The 20,158-nt window shown below is 27.7% G+C and carries 19 protein-coding genes; 18 read left to right on the top strand and 1 reads right to left on the bottom strand.

The features are described 5' to 3' along the window. The first annotated feature begins 38 nt into the window (after positions 1-38). The 10 genes from IC213_RS05145 (at position 39) to IC213_RS05100 (ending at position 8,606) form a co-directional block, all read left to right on the top strand. A complete protein-coding gene (locus IC213_RS05145; RefSeq protein WP_227483153.1) occupies positions 39-293 on the top strand; it encodes a helix-turn-helix transcriptional regulator in 255 nt (84 codons plus the stop codon). Further along, positions 274-729, top strand: a complete 456-nt coding sequence (gene def / locus IC213_RS05140) for a peptide deformylase (protein ID WP_227435871.1) — start codon at positions 274-276, stop codon at positions 727-729. The genes IC213_RS05145 and def overlap by 20 nt, the downstream gene beginning before the upstream one ends. A 51-nt stretch (positions 730-780) precedes the next feature. After that, positions 781-1,242 carry a pyrimidine dimer DNA glycosylase/endonuclease V gene (locus IC213_RS05135; protein WP_227435873.1) on the top strand — a complete coding sequence of 154 codons (462 nt, stop codon included), beginning with the start codon at positions 781-783 and terminating at the stop codon, positions 1,240-1,242. A 49-nt stretch (positions 1,243-1,291) separates the two neighbouring features. Continuing rightward, positions 1,292-2,194, top strand: a complete 903-nt coding sequence (locus IC213_RS05130; RefSeq protein WP_227845337.1) for a radical SAM protein — start codon at positions 1,292-1,294, stop codon at positions 2,192-2,194. Positions 2,195-2,545: 351 nt separating this feature from the next. Then, positions 2,546-3,376 carry a class I SAM-dependent methyltransferase gene (locus IC213_RS05125; RefSeq protein ID WP_227483151.1) on the top strand — a complete coding sequence of 277 codons (831 nt, stop codon included), beginning with the start codon at positions 2,546-2,548 and terminating at the stop codon, positions 3,374-3,376. Positions 3,377-3,620: 244 nt separating this feature from the next. Next, positions 3,621-4,847, top strand: a complete 1,227-nt coding sequence (locus IC213_RS05120; protein WP_227483150.1) for an RtcB family protein — start codon at positions 3,621-3,623, stop codon at positions 4,845-4,847. Between the two features lie 239 nt (positions 4,848-5,086). Next, positions 5,087-5,542, top strand: coding sequence for a MarR family winged helix-turn-helix transcriptional regulator (locus IC213_RS05115; RefSeq protein WP_227435888.1), 456 nt, complete (start codon positions 5,087-5,089; stop codon positions 5,540-5,542). A 106-nt stretch (positions 5,543-5,648) separates the two neighbouring features. Further along, positions 5,649-6,992, top strand: coding sequence for an MATE family efflux transporter (locus IC213_RS05110; RefSeq protein WP_227834427.1), 1,344 nt, complete (start codon positions 5,649-5,651; stop codon positions 6,990-6,992). Between the two features lie 216 nt (positions 6,993-7,208). Continuing rightward, positions 7,209-7,991: a PhzF family phenazine biosynthesis protein gene (locus IC213_RS05105; RefSeq protein ID WP_227483148.1), complete on the top strand. Its 783-nt coding sequence runs from the start codon at positions 7,209-7,211 to the stop codon at positions 7,989-7,991. 195 nt (positions 7,992-8,186) lie between these two features. Then, complete coding sequence (locus IC213_RS05100; RefSeq protein WP_227483147.1) at positions 8,187-8,606, top strand: YjdF family protein; 420 nt, start codon at positions 8,187-8,189, stop codon at positions 8,604-8,606. Positions 8,607-8,716: 110 nt separating this feature from the next. On the opposite strand, the gene IC213_RS05095 is transcribed toward IC213_RS05100, so the two are convergent. Further along, positions 8,717-8,980 carry a DUF1294 domain-containing protein gene (locus IC213_RS05095; protein ID WP_227831005.1) on the bottom strand — a complete coding sequence of 88 codons (264 nt, stop codon included), beginning with the start codon at positions 8,978-8,980 and terminating at the stop codon, positions 8,717-8,719. Between the two features lie 239 nt (positions 8,981-9,219). Here IC213_RS05095 and IC213_RS05090 point away from each other — a divergent pair, with 239 nt between their 5' ends. The 8 genes from IC213_RS05090 (at position 9,220) to IC213_RS05055 (ending at position 20,157) form a co-directional block, all read left to right on the top strand. Then, positions 9,220-9,921 (top strand): B3/4 domain-containing protein, encoded by a 702-nt coding sequence (locus tag IC213_RS05090; RefSeq protein WP_227435897.1) that lies wholly within the window; start codon positions 9,220-9,222, stop codon positions 9,919-9,921. An 82-nt stretch (positions 9,922-10,003) separates the two neighbouring features. Beyond that, positions 10,004-10,612 (top strand): NUDIX hydrolase, encoded by a 609-nt coding sequence (locus tag IC213_RS05085; RefSeq protein ID WP_227483146.1) that lies wholly within the window; start codon positions 10,004-10,006, stop codon positions 10,610-10,612. Positions 10,613-11,076: 464 nt separating this feature from the next. Next, positions 11,077-12,093 (top strand): type I glyceraldehyde-3-phosphate dehydrogenase, encoded by a 1,017-nt coding sequence (gap, locus tag IC213_RS05080; protein WP_227862811.1) that lies wholly within the window; start codon positions 11,077-11,079, stop codon positions 12,091-12,093. Between the two features lie 381 nt (positions 12,094-12,474). Further along, the gene (locus IC213_RS05075) at positions 12,475-13,644 is read left to right on the top strand and encodes a hypothetical protein (RefSeq protein ID WP_227483144.1); all 1,170 of its coding nucleotides are present in this window, start codon (positions 12,475-12,477) and stop codon (positions 13,642-13,644) included. 387 nt (positions 13,645-14,031) lie between these two features. Next, positions 14,032-18,288, top strand: a complete 4,257-nt coding sequence (locus IC213_RS05070; RefSeq protein WP_227862810.1) for a 2-hydroxyacyl-CoA dehydratase — start codon at positions 14,032-14,034, stop codon at positions 18,286-18,288. A gap of 142 nt (positions 18,289-18,430) precedes the next feature. Further along, on the top strand, positions 18,431-18,925 hold the full coding sequence (locus IC213_RS05065; RefSeq protein WP_227435913.1) for a methylated-DNA--[protein]-cysteine S-methyltransferase: 495 nt from the start codon (positions 18,431-18,433) through the stop codon (positions 18,923-18,925). Positions 18,926-19,011: 86 nt separating this feature from the next. Continuing rightward, positions 19,012-19,389 (top strand): C-GCAxxG-C-C family (seleno)protein, encoded by a 378-nt coding sequence (locus IC213_RS05060; protein ID WP_227845334.1) that lies wholly within the window; start codon positions 19,012-19,014, stop codon positions 19,387-19,389. 327 nt (positions 19,390-19,716) lie between these two features. Next, entirely contained in the window at positions 19,717-20,157 is a 441-nt protein-coding gene (locus IC213_RS05055) for a SufBD protein (protein ID WP_227435925.1), read from the top strand. Position 20,158: the final 1 nt, after the last annotated feature.

Genomic DNA, 20,158 nt, shown 5'->3' with positions numbered 1-20,158 from the left:
TTTAAATGTAAGGTTAACATTACATGAATGGAGTATATATGAAAAATAAAATCAAGGTATTAAGAGAAAAATTGGGGTTAACACAAGAACAACTAGGAGAATTAGTTGGAACATCTAGGCAGGCTATAAATGCTATAGAGACTGGAAAAAATGAACCTTCAATATGGTTAGCATATGATATTTCAAGAGTTTTTAATGAACCAATAGAAAGTATATTTTTATTTGAACAAAGTGAGAGAAAATCAAGAGCTCAGATAAGTAGGGGGGAATATTATGGCTCTAAGAGAGATTAGAACTTTTGACGATGAAATTTTAAGAAAAAAGAGTAAGAATGTAGAAAAAGTAGATAATAAGATAAGAGACCTATTAAATGATATGGCAGAAACCATGTACAATACACCAAATGGTGGGGGTTTAGCTGGATGCCAAGTGGGAATATTAAAACGTTTAGTTGTTATAGATTTAGGAGAGGGACTTATTAAACTTGTCAATCCTGAAATTATTAAAGAAGAAGGAGAGCAAATTGTTGTTGAAGGTTGTTTAAGTTTTCCTGATGTATGGGGAAAATTAAAAAGACCTAAAAAAGTTACAGTTCAAGCTTTAAATGAGAATGGTGAGAAAATAATAATTAAAGGTTCAGGACTTATGGCAAAATGTCTTTGTCATGAGATAGACCATTTGGATGGCATAGTTTTTACAGATAAAATTATTGAACGTGTAAAACTATAAGGTAATTTAAGTACTAAATTTAGATAATATTTTATAGTGAGGAGTTAGATTATGAGATTATGGCATAAAGATTTGATTGATGTATTACCAAAAAATCAATTAGTAAGTCAATGGAGAGAACTATTCGCTATAAAAGGTTCTATAGAGAAAAAAGGTACTCCAAATCATCTATTAGTAAATAAAGTATTAAATTATAGTATTGATGAATTTAAGTTTTATGCTAAAGTTGTACATGATGAAATGGTAAAAAGGGCTTATAGACCTAATGAAACTAAGTTTATAGAAATGCTAAAATGGAACAATAACAATTTCTCAATGGATGTATCTGTAGTATATAATCTAAATTTAGAAAATTTATATAGAGATTGGCATAATGAAATATATTTAAAGCAATGTCTATATAATTTAGAAGAAAAAGCAGTGTGTGGAGGAATATCCATGAATGAATGGGATATATTACTTTGTAAATACGGTGATGACTATGAATTATGGCATGGTAATAACTTACTTTAATTACTATAATTTAATATTATGGTATTATTAGATGTAAAGAGGTGATTGTTTGTATAATAAAGTAAAATATATTCCAATAAATTGTGAAACTGCTTGCAATAAACTAAAAAGAAGTATTCCATATAAATGGGATTTAAATATTTATCGTGGATGTGAACATGCATGTAAATATTGTTATGCTATCTATTCACATAAGTATATTAATTCTAATAATTATTTTGAAGATATCTATGTAAAAACAAATATAGTAGAAATGCTTGAGAAACAATTGAGTAGCAATAAGTGGAAGCGAGAAGTAATTAATATAGGTGGAGTGACAGATAGTTATCAACCTATAGAAGCTGAGTATAAAATTATGCCAGAAATATTGAATCTATTAATCAAATATAAAACCCCAGCAATTATTTCTACAAAATCGGATTTAATTTTAAGAGATTATGATTTGGTTGATAAATTATCTAGAATTACATATATTAACATAGCATCTACAATTACGACTGTAGATGAAAAGACACAAAAGCTCATTGAGCCAAATGGAGTAGATTCAATGAGAAGATTTGAAATGTTAAAAGAATTTAGAAAAACTAACGCTTCAGTTGGTCTTCATATTATGCCAATCATACCTTATATTACAGATAATTTTGATAACATAAATTCATTATTTAGATATGCAAAAGAAAGTAATGTACACTATGTGCTACCTGGAACTCTGTATTTAAGAGGTATAACTAGAGGTGTTTTTTTTGACTTCATTAAAAAAGAATTTCCTAATTTATTTGATAAATTATCAATATTGTACAGTACAGGTTCAGCTAATAAAGAGTATAAAAACCAACTTTATAAAATGGTCAATCAACTTAGAAATAAGTATTCTTTATCAAGTAGTTATGACAAAGTAATGAAAGAAAAATTAAAACATTCAAGCGCTATTCAGTTGTCTTTTTTTGATTAATTTTAGATACAATAGTGTACTTTTTAATTTAATATTATAAATTATTTAAACTGAAATTTATTGACAAATAGAGATAGTAAGTATACAATACATCTATAAAATAAAAATATGAAAGGATGATGTTGTTCGGGGTACTTGATATCATAAAATCGTTGATGTAAGTATTGCTGGAAAAGAGTAAATAAAATCAAATTCAATAAGTAAACAAAATAAAGCGATAGTTTTATTGTTGTGCTTAAAAATATTTGATTCTATTTTACTCTTATTTAAACTCATCTTTTTGAAGTTAAACCACAGAGTAAAATCTGTGGTTTTTTTATTTTATAAATAAATTTTAAGGAGTGGTATGTTTTGTTAAACAAATTATGCATGTATTTAGAAAAACCAGAACTTTATAAGGAAAGTAAAGTTAATTTTTGGGATGATGAATATATCTCAAAACAGTTATTAAAAGCACATTTAGATGTTGATTTTGAAGGAGCAAGTAGAAGTCTAGACTTTATTAATGATTCTGTAGATTGGATAGTTAAAGTTGCATCTCCAGATAAGTATCCAAATTTAATCGATTTAGGATGTGGTCCAGGATTATACTCAGAAAGATTTGCACAGAAAGGTTATAAAGTAACTGGAATTGATTTTTCAAAACGTTCTATTAATTATGCACAAAGTAGAAATGAAAAGAAAAATCTAAATATAACATATTTATTTCAAAGTTATTTAAATATGAATTACAGTGAAGAATTTGATATAGCTACTTTAATTTATTGTGATTATGGAGCTTTATCAACTAAAAACAGAAGTCTATTGATGGAGAATATTTACAAGAGTTTAAAACCTGGAGGAAAGTTGATATTAGATGTATTTACAATAAATAAATACGATGATTTTAAAGAAGTTAAAACATGGGAAATAAATGAAAATGGAGGATTTTGGAGTAGTGAAAGATATATGTGTATACAAGATAATTGCAAATATAGTGATTACAATACATTAGAACAAACTCTTGTTATAACAGAAGGAAGTGAAAATGTATTTTATATTTGGAATAAATACTTTTCAAAAGAGAGTTTTTTTAGAGAAATTAAAGATATTGGCTTTAAATCTATTGAAATTTTTAATAATGTCAAAGGTGAAGCATATTCTGATGATAGTATGACTATGGGATTGGTTTTACAAAAATAGTAAAAAAATAATGAATATATTTAAATGAATAAAAACTTGAAATCTACAATGATATCACATAAGAAAAGTATATATATTGAAAGATGGACATTTTTATGTTATTTTTAATACATTATAAATTTGATTATATAAAAATAAAAGCAATATTTTTGTTATTATTTTTTATATAAAATTTATTTGAATATATTTTTTTAACAGAATATGATATTAAAATTAATATATAGTTTAGAAGGATGTGGTATTAGTGCTAGAGATTCAAGGAAAATACAATAAAGCAAAAATATTTACAGATAATGTAGATAGTACAACAATAAGTCAAATAATAGAATTATGTAATCAGGAATTTACAACAAAATCTAAGATAAGAATAATGCCAGATTGTCATGCAGGTTCTGGCTGTGTAATAGGTACTGTAATGACAATACAAGATAAAATAGTCCCAAATCTTGTTGGAGTAGATATAGGGTGTGGGGTTATATGTGTAAATCTGGGTAAAGTTGATTTGAATTTGAAACAGATAGATGATTTTATAAGAAAAAAAATACCTCATGGATTTAATATAAATAAATATAGTAAAGCAAACTATAAAAAAGAGATAGAATCATTATATTGTATAAAAGGTATAGGAAAAGCTACAGAGGAATATAATCGAGCTATTGGAAGCCTTGGAGGGGGAAATCATTTTATTGAGTTAAATGAAGATAGTGAAAAAAATAAATATTTAATAATACACTCTGGTAGTAGAAATCTTGGCAATAGGGTAGCAAAATACTACCAAAAAAAAGCTTATGATTACTATGTCAGAATTAGCAATAGCTTTGATGAAGACAGTAAAAGACTTGTTGAGCAGTACAAAAAGGAAAATAGAGAAGAAGAAATTCAGGATGCATTGATAACGCTTAAAGAAGAACATAATTTTACCCCTAAAATACCAAAAGATTTATGCTATTTAGAAGGAAAATTGATGGAAGATTATCTTCATGATATGGATATTATACAAAAATATGCTGAACTAAACAGAAATACAATGGCTAAAAGAATAATTGAAGAATGTATAGGTCTTAAGTTCAATGATTTAGACCATTTTCAAACTATACATAATTATATAGAAATTGAAAACAGAATACTAAGAAAAGGAGCTATAGCATCATATGAAGGAAGAAAGTTATTGATTCCTATAAATATGAGAGATGGTGTTATCTTGGGAGTAGGAAAAGGAAATTTAGATTGGGTTAATTCTGCACCTCATGGAGCAGGACGTATACTTTCAAGAGGAGAAGCCAAAAGAAGTATAAATATGAAAGATTATGAAGATTCTATGAAAAATGTATTTACAACGAGTGTAAATATTAAAACCATTGATGAAGCACCTCAAGCGTATAAGCCAATTGATGAGATTGTAGAAAATATAAGAGAAACAGTTGACATAATTAATATATTGAAACCAATTTATAATTTTAAGTCAAATTAACAATTTGGAAGATTAAGATAATATAGTAATCTTAATCTATATAAAAAATAAAATTTATAAAAAAGGAGTACAAAAAATAGTACTCCTTTTTTATATGGAGGTTCAGAAATAAGGATTCATTCAATTATGAAAATAAATCCTTGGATATTTCTTAAAGAGAAACTTGACAATTGATAAGTAAAGATATAATATGTATAGTAACTAAACAGTAATGAAACTAAACAAATAGAGGTGAAAGTATGAGAGATTATTCTAAACTAATTACATTGATGGAACGTATTATTCACAAATACAATCAGTGGGAAGATAAAAAGCGAACTTATGGAACAGAGATTCTATTATCAAAATCAGAAATTCATACAATATCAGCTGTTGGTGATAATCCTGGAATAAACATTACATCTCTTGCAGATGTTTTGGGTATTACAAAAGGAGCAGCTTCTCAGATGATTTATAAACTAGTAGATAAAGGAACTGTAGTAAAAAAAGTATCTCCTGATTCTGATACAGAAGTAGTTTTGAGCCTTACAGATGATGGAATGAAAAATTATAAAGCTCATCAAGAATATCATAAGCAAACTAATGATGAATCACTAAAACTGTTAGATGATATGCCAGAGCCTTTTTATGAGTATATGTTGAGTTATTTTTCTGCTTTTGAAGAAAGTATTGATAAAAAATTAGAAGAAAAGTAATAGCTGTGTGTGAAAAAATTGCTATCGTAGAGGGTAGCAATTATTTTTGAAAATATGTTTAGTAACTATGCTGTATTGAAACAAAACATTTGAAAGGATGATTGATATGAATGGAAATCAAAAAAGAATCTATCTTTTAGAAAAAGAAGATGTAAGGAAATCACTGTTAAAATTAGGAATGCCTACTATGATGGGGATGATAGTATCAGCATTATATAATATTGTTGATGCTTTCTTTGTAGGTCGTTTGGGGACACTGCAAACTGCTGCAGTATCCTTAGTATATCCATTAACTATGGTTGGTACTGGAATAGGATTGCTTTTTGGAAGTGGTGCAGGTTCTTATATTTCAAGGCTTCTTGGTAAAAAAGAATATGAGGAAGTAAAGGCTTGTAGTAGTATAGCTTTCTTTTCAGGTATATTTTTAATCACTGTTTTGGTTACAATTATGCTATTATTTTTTAATCCTCTTATGAATATTTTAGGGGCAACAGATAGCACACTTTATTATGTAAGAGAATATGGTTTGATATATATTTTGGGGCTTATATTCAATGTTTTAAATATAATGATGAATAATATGATAGTTGCAGAAGGGAGTTCTTCATTTAGTATGACTGCTATGTTGCTTGGTGGATTAACAAACTTCATATTAGACCCAGTTTTAATATTTGGATGTCATATGGGAGTTTCTGGTGCAGCTATTGCAACATTAATTTCACAACTTGTCTCTACCTCATTTTATGGATTTTATATTTTAAAAGGGCATACATTTTTGAAAATTTCTTTTAGTTATTTTAAAATCAAGCGTACTATTTACACAGAGATTTTCAAAATCGGTCTACCAGTTTGCTTCTTCCAATTTTTGACTGGTGGGGCAGTGAGTTTAACTAATATTGTTGCTAAACCATTTGGAGAAGCTGCTATTGCAGCTATGGGAATTGTTAATCGCCTTATGTCTTTGGAATCAAATGCTTTATATGGTTTTTTAAAAGGTTATTCTCCTCTGATTGGATATAACTATGGTGCAGGAAAAATAGATAGAGTTGAAAGAGCTACTAAGACAGCAATATATTGGAGTACTGTTGTAAATGTATTGTTTGGAACTTTGTGCATTTTATTTTCAAAGCAATTTATTTATATATTTAATCAAGAATCAGTTAAAGTATTGGAAATTGGAAGAACTGCTTTAATTGTTGATGCTATTTCATTTATGACATTAGGGGTTCAAATTGTCATAGGAAATTACTTTTTAGCAATTGGAAAAGCAAAACAAGGTGGTATGCTAAGTATATGTCGTCAAGGTTTGCTGTTCATTCCATTTTTGTTGATCTTCACAAATTTATGGGGTATGAAAGGTCTTATTGCAACTCAATTGGTAGCAGATGTATGTGCAACAATTATTACTGTCATAATGTGGTTTAAAGAAAAGTCACTACAATTAGTATAGAAGAGATTTATAGAAGAGATTTTATCAGAAAAGAAAATATTATTGAAATATTGATAAAGAAGTATTCTAGTTTTGTATTTCAATAAATACTTGTCGAGAGTAAGATATTGAATTATATAAATTCATAAGAAATAGTAATTTGTTTTGATTATTTAAATATGGGATAATATAATATGAATGTATTCCTAACTTTAAATTAGAAAGAAGGTGTGAATAATGAAATATTATGTAGTTGATTCATTTACAAATAGATTATTTAAAGGAAATCCTGCTGGTGTTTGTGTTCTTGAAAAGAGGTTATCACTAGAATTAATGCAGAAAATAGCAACAGAGAATAATCTTCCAGAAACAGCTTTTGTAGTTAAAAATAATGGAAATTATGACTTACGATGGTTTACACCTAAAGAAGAAATTGATTTATGTGGTCATGCAACTTTAGCTGCAGCTTATGTTATATCCAATTTTATTGATATAGATATTAAGAAAATTTGTTTTTTTACTCAAAGTGGAACTCTTGAAGTTACACGAAATGGGAATCTATATGAAATGATATTTCCAAACAGAGAACCTATTGAAATTGAATTATCAGTACAACAACGTAGTTTACTGGGTTGTACACCAGTGGCTATCTACTCTTCAAGAGATTTAATATTGTTACTAAGTAATGAACAAGAAGTTATAGACTATACACCTAATTATCAAGATTTACGTAAATTAACAGGTTGGCTAGGTGTTATAATTACATCACAAGGAACTGATACAGATTTTGTATCTCGATATTTTTGTCCAGAATTAGACTCAGAAGATTCTGTTACAGGTTCATCTCATTGTAGTCTTATACCATATTGGGCTGAAAAGTTGGGAAAAGATAAAATGATAGCATCACAACTTTCTAATCGTGGTGGCATTATTCAGTGTGAATTATTAAAAGATAATGATGTAAAAATTTCTGGAGAAGCAGCTTTGTTTATGCATGGAGAAATAATGGATAATATTTAAAGTTGTTAATAGCAATAGTAAGGAAGATAAATTTATGTCCACATTGACAAATTAAAATAAAAAAGTTAATATTTAACTGATGAAGATAAAAACACAGTCTGGTTGGTAGTCCAGACGCAGCAATTGCTGTCAGTAACCTGCCTCCTTGGTTGTCCATTCTTTAGAAATAAAGCAAATAAATAGGAGGAACTAGCAATGGATAATGTTAGTGGAAAATTAACAGTCTTATTTGAAGAACCGTTTTGGATAGGTATATTCGAAAGACAAGATGGTAAAAAATATGAGGTGTGTAGGGTAGTTTTTGGAGCAGAACCTAAGGATGTAGAAGTATATGAATTCATACTTGAAAAGTTCTTTTCATTAAATTTTGGAAGTATCAAATTGGATAAAAATGTATCTAAAGACAATATTGGATATAAAAGGATGCAGAGAAAAGTAAAAAAAGAACAGTCTAAAGAAACTATAGGAACTAAAGCGCAAAATGCTCTTAAGCTTCAACATGAAGAAAGAAAACAAGATAAAAAAATACTAGCTAAGTCTAGAAAAGAAGAAGAAAAAGAAAGACTTTTTACTTTGAAACAAGAAAAAAGAAAAGCCAAACATAAAGGTCATTAATTTAATTGGTTAGATTTTTATGAATTGCTAGATAAGAGGTGTATAAAATTAAAAAATTTATACACCTTAAATTATTAATAAAAATAGAATTATTATATTTAAAAATCACTTTAAAGCATATAAAAATAGAATAATAACAATTGTAGTAATATTATAAATGGTATCCCAAGTGTAAATTTAATATGCTTAGTTTTATGTCTAAAAGAATACATTCCAATGATAGAACCGATGCTACCTCCAATTATTGCTATGGCAAGAAGGGTAGCTTCTTTTATTCTCCATTTATTTTTTATTGCTTTTTTCTTATCAATATACATTGAAGATAAACCAATAATATTAATAATTATAAAATATATAGAAATCAAATTTTTCACAATATTACCTCCATAAGACGTATAATAAAAATATATTATACATTATAAAGCAAGAATATTTTTTTTAAAAGCCTAATCTATAATTACTATATATAAAATATTTCATAAGAACTAATATTGTATTAATTGGAAAATTTAAAAAAATTAAACAATTGCTAAAATAGGGGGTATATTTATAAGACATAAAGTGATAAAATTTACTTAGAAAATAATGTAAAATAACAGGAGGACAAGGCAAAATGAAATTCATAGTAGAAAAAGAAGTATTTGATAAATTAGAAAATGTATGTTTTGGTGTAGTAGTTGCAAAAGGAATAGACAATACTAAAGAAATTGAAAGAATAAATAATCTTTTAGATATAAGCATAGACAGAGTAGAAGAGTACTTTAAAGATAAAAAGGTAAAAGAAGCAGAAGAAATTATACCATACAGAGAAGCATTTAGAAGTTTAGGGATGAATCCAAATAAATTTATGAGTTCGATAGAAGCAATGACAACAAGAGTTGCTAAAAATAAAAAGCTTCCACATATAAATCCTATTGTAGACTTAGGAAACTCTATTTCTTTAAAATATCTACTTCCAATGGGTGCACATGATATGGATTTTAGAGATGATGATGTATTTGTTAGATTTTCAAAAAAAGGGGATAAATTTATTCCATTTGGAGAAACTGAAGTTGAGTTGATGGAAGAAGGAGAATTAATTTATTCTGTTGGAGATATGGTAAAAACTAGAAGATGGATATGGAGACAAGGTGAAGAAGGAAAAATTACAAGTAGTTCAAAAAATATATTTTTCCCTATAGATGGTTTTACTAATGCAAATTTAGATCAAGTAATGAGTGCAAGAGAAGAGTTAGCAAAATTATTAAAAGAAATATTTGATTGTGAAATTAAAGTAGGGTTCATAGATAAAGATAACTTAGAAATGGAGATATAAGAAACTGTATCCAATACTTATTTTAAAGTATTATGTCTATAATTACTTAAGGATATTTAAACAAAGAGAGGTCGTAGTAAATTTGAAAAAAACTATAATAAAGAATATAAATCCATTGGTTGAAAGTAAGTTTATGGGACTTTTTGAAATTGAGTATAAAAATAAGCTAGATGAAGATAAGATATGGATGGTAGCATCAAGAAAAAGCAGTGAACAACTAAAAAGTATTTATCTTGAAAATAAAGAAGATAGTGCAGATGCAGTTGCAATAGTAGGTCTTCATAAAAGTAGTAAAAAATTAATTTTAATAAAACAATTTAGAGTACCCATTAATGGATATATATACGAATTGCCAGCAGGTCTTATCGATAAGGGTGAATCTATAGATATTTCTGTTGAAAGAGAACTTAGAGAAGAAACTGGGCTTACTCTTTTAGAAATTCAAAAAAATAAGAGTAATGAGAAAGTATATCTATCTCCTGGTATGAGTGATGAATCGATTGCATTTGTTTACTGTATATGCGATGGTAATATAACTGATGAATTCTTAGAACCAGATGAAGATATTGAAGCTATTTTAGTTTCACAAGATGAAGCAAAAGAAATTTTACAGAGTAATCATAAGATAGATACAAAAGCATTTTTAATTTTACAAATGTTTGTAAGTTTAGGAACTAAATTATTTGAATAATTATACAAAAAAGAGATTGTATTATGTAAGTGAGTAAAGTATAAAAATTTATTTTATTCATATAATGATATAATCTCTTTTTTGTTTTATTTTTTAAGATGTAAATTAATCAATACAAAAATTTAAGGGTTATTTTTAGGTAATCTTTAGATGTTTTTGTATTGAGAGATAATCTTTTAATGCATATTGTATTTTCAAATATAGATATAGTTTAAAAATTCAAAAAAATGGTGGTGAAATATGTCCCAAGGGACATTGGGCAAAATACGTCCCTCCAGCCTCTTTATATTAAAAAGTATATACTAAATAAGGGTTAAAAGAGATAAAAATGATACACTAATTGTCTTTTGATAATAAAAAAACACAGAATTTAATTATTTAATCTAGAAAAAGTATTGAACAAATGAATTATTTAGTGTACAATAATCATGTAAAAACATAGTAATGGAGGGAGACATTTCATAATGAAAATTAAGGTAGGAATGAACGGATTTGGAAGAATAGGAAGAGCTGTGTTGAGAATAGCTCAAGAAGAATTAGGAGATAATATAGAAATTGTAGCCATAAATGCAAGAGCAACAACAGAGTCTTTGGCACATTTATTTACATATGATTCATGTTACGGAACTTTTAGAGGTGAGGTAGAAGCAAAGGATGAAGATACACTAATAGTAAACTCTAAAGAAATAAAAATACTGAGATACAATGACCCGGAAGAATTACCATGGAAAGAGTTAGGGGTTGATATAGTTATAGAATCAACAGGATTATTTACACAAAGAGAAAAGGCAGAAAAACACATTAAAGCAGGTGCAAAAAAAGTAATAATAACAGCTCCAGGAAAAAATGAAGATATAACTATAGTTGTTGGAGTTAATGAAGAACAATATGATAATGAAAAGCATAATATAATCTCAAATGCATCTTGTACTACAAATTGCCTAGCGCCATTTGCTAAAGTATTGGACGAAAAATTTGGTATAGTAAAAGGTTTAATGACTACTGTACATTCATATACTAACGATCAAAGAATATTAGATAAGAGCCACAAAGACCTGAGAAGAGCGAGAGCAGCGGCTGAATCTATAATACCTACCACTACAGGAGCAGCAAAAGCTGTGTCAAGAGTATTACCACAATTAGAAGGAAAATTAAATGGTTTTTCACTTAGAGTGCCAACACCAACAGTTTCACTTGTTGATTTAGTATGTGAACTTAAAGAAAACGTTACAATTGAGCAAGTGAATTCTGTATTAAAAGAAGCTGCTGAAGGAGAATTAAAGGGTGTTTTAGGATACTGTGACAAACCACTTGTTTCTATAGATTATAGAGGAGATTCAAGATCATCTATCATAGATGCTCTGTCCACAATGGTTATAGAGGATAATATGGTCAAAGTAGTTTCATGGTATGACAATGAATGGGGATATTCCTCAAGAACTGTTGATTTAGTAAAATATATAGCTGAAAAATTAAAATAATACATAACTAAAAAAAAATTTTTGAAAAAAATTTATAAAAATAGAAAAAAAGATTATGAAAAATATTGAAGGAAAAAATTTTTCATAATCTTTTTTGATTAATATAAAAGTTATAAGTTACAACTTGTTATTAGATATTAGGTCGTTAGAGGAGGTTATATCTATTTAGTAAGAAATTGTATCATTTTATATATGAAAGATAATATGTCGAAAACTTGCAGAAATCTGAAAAATTTTTATTATTGGAATACTGGTTTTCATTTTATTTATGATAAAAAAATGACAAATAAAGTTGCAAAGAGTAATATTTATAAGTATAATTAAAAAAGAGAAAAGGTTTTGTTAAGCTTTACAACAAAAGAAAAGAAGGGATGATTCAAAATGGAGAAGTTAACAGACAGGAGACAGGTTAAGGCAGTAAGCATGGAGACATTTGTTTTCATAATATTACTAATAGTTGGATTTGGATATGTTGGTAGTATTATGGGCGCAGGAATGATGTTTAAAGTAATAATGAGTACAGCACATGCTTTACTATTAGAGACAGTTTTCTTAATTATGGCTATGGCAGTTCTTGCAGGCGCATTAAGCGCACTACTTTCAGAGTTTGGAGTAATAGCATTAATTAATAAAATTTTCGCTATATTTATGAAGCCTTTATACGGATTACCTGGTGCTAGTATAGCAGGGGCTATAACAACTTATTTATCAGATAATCCAGCTATTATACCTTTTGCTAAAGATAAAACATTCACACAGTATTTTAAACAATATCAAGTTCCAGCACTATGTAATTTAGGAACAGCTTTTGGTATGGGACTTATCTTAACAACGTTTATGATATCTCAAGGTACAGAATATGTATTGCCAGCATTGATTGGTAACTTAGGTGCAGTAATAGGTAGTGTTGTAAGTGTTAGAATAATGTTGACATTTACTAAGAAGTTCTATAACTATAATCCAGAAGAAGATAAAGCAGCAGGAACATTAGAGAAAAAAGCTGAATTTAGAGAAATAAGAGAAGGAAATGTATTCCAAAGAGGTCTAGATGCTATTCTTGAAGGTGGTAAGATGGGTGTAGATATGGGAATGGCTATAATCCCTGGTGTCCTAGTAGTATGTACATTGGTTATGTTATTAACTTTTGGACCATCTACAGACCCTGCTACAGGTCAAGAGGTTTATACAGGAGCTGCATATGAAGGAATAAAATTACTTCCAGTTCTTGGGGATAAGCTTGGATTTATATTAGAGCCATTATTTGGATTTACATCACCAGAAGCAATAGCATTCCCTATAACTTCATTAGGAGCTGTTGGAGCAGCAATGTCTTTAGTTCCAGAATTTATAAAATCAGGAGCTATAACTCCTAATGATATAGCAGTATTTACAGCAATGGGTATGTGTTGGAGTGGATATTTAAGTACACATATTGGTATGATGGATGCATTAAATGCTAGACAATTAGCTGGAAAAGCAATTCTTTCTCATACAATAGGTGGTTTATGTGCAGGAGCAGCAGCTCACTTTATATTTATGCTCGTATCATAAATATGATAAATAGAAGTAATTAAAATAAAAATAATATACAAAAAAATGGTTGTCTATATGCAATAAGGAATTGTGTACTGACAACCATTTTTTTTGAATGAAGATATTTTATAATATATGAACATTAAATTGGTATTAGAGTTAAGTTATATTTATGTAAAAAGTAACAAAAATCTGTAGAAATTTATGACAAAATTTAGTACACTAACTATATGTTCTTATTTAAAATTTAAAGGTATTATTAGAAATTACCTAGTAGAGTAAGCTTGGTTAATAAAAGAATCATAAAATAAAAATATTAATCATAAAAATTATAAAATAACTTACTTAAAATAAAGCCATAGAACTTACAAAAATTAAAAAAGCATATAAGTATGGAGGGGTACAATGGATGAATTATTTCATATAGGAATTGATGTAGGTTCTACAACAGTAAAGGTTGTGGTACTTAATAATAACAATATAGTTCATAAAGAATATAAAAGACATTATTCTGATGTGAAGAAATCAGTTAAAGAAGTACTAAATGGAATATACGAAAAATTGGGAGATATAAATGCAACCATTATAATAACTGGTTCAGGAGGAATTGGAATCTCAAAAAAACTTGGGGTAAAATTTGTCCAAGAAGTTATATCTAGTACAAAATCAATAGAATATTTCCATCCGGAAACTGATGTTGTTATAGAACTTGGAGGAGAAGATGCAAAAATAACCTATTTAAGTGGAGGAATAGATCAAAGAATGAATGGTATATGTGCAGGTGGCACTGGAGCATTCATAGACCAAATGGCTTCCCTTTTAAAGACAGATGCTAGTGGTTTAAATGAATTAGCTAAAGGCTACAATGTTATTTACCCAATAGCCTCAAGATGTGGTGTTTTTGCTAAAACAGATATTCAACCTCTTATAAATGATGGAGCTAAGCAGACTGATATAGCAATGAGTATTTTTAATGCAGTTGTCGTACAAACAGTAAGTGTTCTTTCTTGTGGAAGAAAAATAGAAGGCAATGTTGCATTTTTAGGTGGACCATTGTATTTTTTATCTGAACTTAGAGAAGCTTTTAAAAGAGTACTAAATTTAAAAGATGAAAATGTAATTTTCCCAGAAGATGCACAGCTTTATATTGCTATTGGAGCAGGATTATTATCAGTAGATGAAGATAGTATAAAACTTAAATCTCTAATAGAAAAACTAGACAATATAAAAAATATTGAAGATGTAGAAGTAAATTTATTAGAACCTTTATTCAAAGATAAAAACGAGTATGAAGAATTTTTAAGAAGACATGAAAAAGAAAAAATAGATTATGTAGATATAAATTCAATTAAGAAAAATTGTTATCTAGGAATTGATGCAGGTTCTACTACTACTAAGGCTGCGCTTATTGATGAAGATGGGAATCTAGTATATTCTTACTATAATAGTAATGAAGGGAATCCACTAAAAACAACAATCAAGGTCATAAATGAAATATATGATATATTACCAAAAGACGTTAAAATCTTAAGTTCAACTGTAACTGGATATGGAGAGGGACTTATTAAAAAAGCATTAAAAATAGATAATGGAGAAATAGAGACTATAGCACATTATAAAGCTGCTAAATTTTTTAATAAAGATGTAGACTTTATACTTGATATTGGTGGTCAAGATATGAAGTGTTTAAAAATAAAAGAGGGCGTAATTGATAATATAATATTAAATGAGGCTTGTTCATCAGGTTGTGGTTCATTTTTAGAGACATTTGCAAGTTCTTTATCTATGACAATCGAAGAATTTGCACATGAAGGTATCTATTCTCAAAGCCCTGTCGATTTAGGTTCAAGATGTACTGTGTTTATGAATTCGAGAGTAAAACAATCTCAAAAAGAAGGGGCAAGTGTTGGAGATATATCAGCAGGCTTATCTTATTCTGTAATAAAGAATGCTTTATTTAAAGTAATAAAAATCAGAGATTTAAATGAGATTGGAAATAATATTGTTGTACAAGGTGGAACATTTTACAATGATTTAGTACTTAGAAGTTTTGAAAGGCTAATTGGCAAAAATGTAATTAGACCTAATATTTCTGGAATTATGGGTGCTTTTGGTTCAGCTCTTATAGCTAGAGAGAAGTATGAAAGTGGATATCAAACATCTTTATTATCCAAAGAAGAATTGAATAGTATAAAATTAGAATCAAGTGTAATTAGATGTAAAGGATGCTCAAATCATTGTCTTCTTACAATAAACAAATTTTCTGATAATGAAATTTTTATTTCAGGAAACAGATGTGAGAAGGGAGAAGCCATTTATGGCGATAAAAAGATAGGTTTAGAAAAGAAAAACCCCATAAATCTATTTAAGTATAAATATGATAGGATTTTTAAATACAAACCATTAGAAAAAGATAAGGCAAAAAAAGGAGAGATAGGAATACCAAGAGTATTAAATATGTATGAAGATTATCCATTTTGGTTTACATTTTTCAATGATATGGGATTTAGAGTTGTACTTTCAGATAGGTCATCAAAACAATTATATGAAACTGGTATAACTAGTATTGCTTCTGAAACAGTGTGTTATCCTGGAAAATTAGTTCATGGTCATATAGAAAATTTAATTTCAAAAGGAATAAAAAATATATTTTATCCTAGTGTAACCAATGAAAATAAAGAAGATTTAAGTGCAGATAATTATTATAATTGTCCTGTTGTAATATCTTATTCTGAAGTAATAAAAAATAATGTGGAAAATATAAGAAACAAAAATATAAATTACATAAATCCATTTATAAGTCTAAATGATAAGGAAAAGTTGAAAAAGAGACTTCATGAGGAATTATCAAGACGTTTTAATGGTATAAATATAACTAAGGAAGAAATTAATCATGCAGTTGATAAAGCGACTGATGAACAAAATTCATTTAAGATGGAGATGCAAGCAGCAGGTGAAAGAGCACTTAAGGAGATAAAAGAGAGAAACTTAAAGGGAATTGTATTATGTGGTAGACCATATCATATAGATCCAGAAATAAATCATGGAATGCCAGAGCTTATAAATTCTTTAGATATGGCAGTACTTACTGAAGATTCTATATGTCACTTAGCAAATATGCAAAGACCACTTAGAGTTGTAGACCAATGGGTCTATCATTCAAGATTATACAAAGCAGCTAGTTTTGTAAGAGATAAAAATTATTTAGAATTGGTTCAACTTAATTCATTTGGGTGTGGTTTGGATGCAGTAACTACAGACCAAGTTCAAGAAATACTTAATGAAAAATCTAAAATATATACTATTATAAAAATTGATGAAGGTAATAATTTGGGAGCTGCAAAGATAAGAATGAGGTCTTTAAAAGCAGCTATGTTTGAGAGAGAAAGTAAAAATATAGATGTAAAAAATATGAAAGTAGATAGAATACAGTATGCAAAGAATAATCAAATAACGAACAAACATACTATATTAGCACCACAAATGTCACCTATACATTTTCAATTCCTTGAAGAAGCTGTAAATCTGAGTGGATATAAGATAGAAATTTTAAAAGATACAGATAGTAGTGTTATTGAGGAAGGTTTGAGGTATGTAAATAATGATGCTTGTTATCCAGCTATAATAGTAGTAGGTCAATTAATAACAGCATTAAAGTCTGGAAAATATGATTTAAATAATACATCTGTTGCAATAACTCAAACTGGTGGCGGTTGTAGAGCTACAAATTATATTGGATTTTTAAGAAAAGCTATGTATGATGCAGGGTTTAAAGATGTTCCAGTTATTGCACTTAGTGTAAATGGAATAGAAGATAGTGGGATAATGGATAATGTATCTCTAAAATTAATCAATAGACTTTTTATGTCTGTTGTATATGGAGATTTATTGATGAAAGTACTCTATAGAGTGAGACCATATGAGAAAGTTATTGGAAGTACAAATACTCTATATGAAAAATGGGTTGATATATGTAAAAAATCTCTAGTCAAAGCTAAAATTTCTGTATTTACTAAAAACATAAAAGAGATAGTAAATGAGTTTGATAACCTAGAGATATTAGATATTAAAAAACCTAAAGTAGGTTTAGTTGGAGAAATATTAGTTAAATTTCATCCAATTGCAAACAATAATCTAGTGAATATATTAGAGCGAGAAGGTGCTGAAGCAGTTGTACCAGACCTTACAAATTTCTTTTTAAGTTGTGCGTTTAATACTATTTATAAACACACTCATTTAGAAGGAAGTAGAAAAAGTAGAATGATAGGAGAAGCCTTTATATACATAACAAGTATATACCAAAGAGTATATAAAAAAGCACTTGATAAAAGTAAAAGATTTTACGCTCCAGGAAATATAAAAACAGTTGCGAAAAATACAGAACCAGTAGTATCATTAGGAAATCAAACTGGAGAAGGATGGCTTTTAACAGGTGAGATGGTTGAATTGTTGAATGAAGGTGTGGAAAATATCATTTGTATGCAACCTTTTGGATGTTTACCTAATCATATAATTGGTAAAGGTTCTATAAAAGAATTAAAAAGATTATATAAGAATGCAAATATAATTCCTATTGATTATGACCCTTCTGCAAGCGAGGTGAATCAGCTTAACAGGATAAAACTTATGCTTTCTAAAGCTTTTAAAAATATAGAAGATTAATGTTTCACATATTGAAAATTTATAGCTATCTAAATAAATTACTATTGTATAACAATTATAAAAAGAGTTACTCTATTTTTTAGGGTAACTCTTTATTACTTGAAAAATTATATGTATACTAATATAAAAGGGGGGACGTTATATGAATTTAGTATATGATGTTTATGAGTCTAAAATAGGAAATTTGTACATATTGAGTGAAGATGGTTTTGTAGTTAGTTTAGATATAGGAGATGAAAAATTTAATAATTTAAAAGAAGAATATATTAAAAAAGGAATAGATATAAAAAGAAGTGAAGAAGATTTAAAAGAGGCAATAAATCAGATAGATGATTATTTTAATGGAAAAAGAAAAACATTTGATTTGAAAATACGTGTTGATGGTACTGAATTTCAAAAGTCTGTCTATGAAGAAATGTTAAAAATACCCTATGGAAAAACACTCTCATACTCAGAAATAGCAAAAAATATAAATAATCCAAAGTCTGTTAGAGCAATTGGACAAGCAAGTAAAAGCAACAAAATTCCAATAATAATACCTTGTCACAGAGTTGTTGGTAAAAATAATATTGGTGGATATATGGGGAATCATTCTGACTTAAAAAAAATACTATTAGATTTAGAAGAAAATAGTTAAATTGGTTAAAAGTGATTTTTTTGTTAATATTTGATATAATTACGTTAGAAGAGATTTTTAATTTACATTGATAAGGGGGAGTTTTAATGTGCAATAAAGTTATAGCATCAAAATACCATGAAAAAGGGTTTAATTGTGCAGAGTCAGTTATAAAAGCATATAATGAAGAGTTTAATACAGATATACCAGTTTGTTTAGGTAGTGGATTAGGTTCAGGTTGTGGAGTTGCTAGTTTATGTGGTGCAGTAAATGCCTCAAATATAATAATTGGATATGTAAGAGGTAGAAACCATGAGGGTGAAAGTACTAAAGCTAAAGCATATGCTAAAGATTTGACAACAACAGTAAGAAATGAGTATGGTTCAGAGTTATGTATAGACTTAAAGAAAGATTTAGTTGCTTGTAGAGAAATAATGGATTTTTCATATGATACTTTAAAAGAAACTTTAAAAAAGGAACTATAATAAATATAAGTTATATAATATATTTATTAAGTCTATTTATTATATAACTTATTAATTACAAATAAAACGCAATGAACTTTAAAAGAATATTAGATTTTTATATTATGAAGACGCTCAGAAAGGAGCGTCTTTTTACTAGTATAATTTAGAAAAAAATTATATTACTTATTAACAGAATTTAAATGAAAATTGAGTATTAACATGCATTGATGTAAATCAGATTGATTAACAGATAATATTTATATAGGTATCGCAATTATTTCTATTTATTTTTTGTTATGTTATACTCAGCTTAAATAAATATTTGTTACAAAGGAGATGAAAATATTGGAAAATATTGATTTACTTATTAAAGAATTATGTTCAAAAAATCATACTGAAGCATATAAAACTTTTTTATTTCTAGAAAATGAAAGTAAAAAATCAAACATTACATACTGTTTTTTTGATTATTTTCTAGAAATGATTAATAATGAAAGTTCATATATTCGTACAAGAGGATTGTTGTTAATAGTTGCAAATGCTAAGTGGGATACTGATAATAAAATTGAAATGAATATAGATAGTATACTAAGTCACATTGTGGATAAAAAGCCTTCTGTATCGAGAAATTTTATTCAGTCATTACCTAATATCATAAAGTATAAGAAACAACTTATTCATCGTATAAGAGCGGAATTAAGTAATGCAGATATAAATATTTATAATGATAATATGAAGTCATTAGTAGAAAAGGACATAAGAAATACATTATCTAACCTTGAGTAAT

The sequence above is a fragment of the Clostridioides sp. ES-S-0049-02 genome (genome assembly GCF_020658465.1).
Lineage (GTDB): Bacteria > Bacillota > Clostridia > Peptostreptococcales > Peptostreptococcaceae > Clostridioides.
This window is presented reverse-complemented; position numbering and strand designations above follow the sequence as displayed.

What these genes read in the sequence shown, in the direction of transcription:
- IC213_RS05070 (WP_227862810.1), top strand. Translation starts at nt 14,032, where the DNA reads ATGGATGAATTATTTCATATAGGAATTGATGTAGGTTCTACAACAGTA.
- IC213_RS05145 (WP_227483153.1), top strand. Translation starts at nt 39, where the DNA reads ATGAAAAATAAAATCAAGGTATTAAGAGAAAAATTGGGGTTAACACAA.
- IC213_RS05115 (WP_227435888.1), top strand. Translation starts at nt 5,087, where the DNA reads ATGAGAGATTATTCTAAACTAATTACATTGATGGAACGTATTATTCAC.
- IC213_RS05065 (WP_227435913.1), top strand. Translation starts at nt 18,431, where the DNA reads ATGAATTTAGTATATGATGTTTATGAGTCTAAAATAGGAAATTTGTAC.
- IC213_RS05110 (WP_227834427.1), top strand. Translation starts at nt 5,649, where the DNA reads ATGAATGGAAATCAAAAAAGAATCTATCTTTTAGAAAAAGAAGATGTA.
- IC213_RS05075 (WP_227483144.1), top strand. Translation starts at nt 12,475, where the DNA reads ATGGAGAAGTTAACAGACAGGAGACAGGTTAAGGCAGTAAGCATGGAG.
- IC213_RS05100 (WP_227483147.1), top strand. Translation starts at nt 8,187, where the DNA reads ATGGATAATGTTAGTGGAAAATTAACAGTCTTATTTGAAGAACCGTTT.
- IC213_RS05090 (WP_227435897.1), top strand. Translation starts at nt 9,220, where the DNA reads ATGAAATTCATAGTAGAAAAAGAAGTATTTGATAAATTAGAAAATGTA.
- IC213_RS05135 (WP_227435873.1), top strand. Translation starts at nt 781, where the DNA reads ATGAGATTATGGCATAAAGATTTGATTGATGTATTACCAAAAAATCAA.
- def (WP_227435871.1), top strand. Translation starts at nt 274, where the DNA reads ATGGCTCTAAGAGAGATTAGAACTTTTGACGATGAAATTTTAAGAAAA.
- IC213_RS05105 (WP_227483148.1), top strand. Translation starts at nt 7,209, where the DNA reads ATGAAATATTATGTAGTTGATTCATTTACAAATAGATTATTTAAAGGA.
- gap (WP_227862811.1), top strand. Translation starts at nt 11,077, where the DNA reads ATGAAAATTAAGGTAGGAATGAACGGATTTGGAAGAATAGGAAGAGCT.
- IC213_RS05060 (WP_227845334.1), top strand. Translation starts at nt 19,012, where the DNA reads ATGTGCAATAAAGTTATAGCATCAAAATACCATGAAAAAGGGTTTAAT.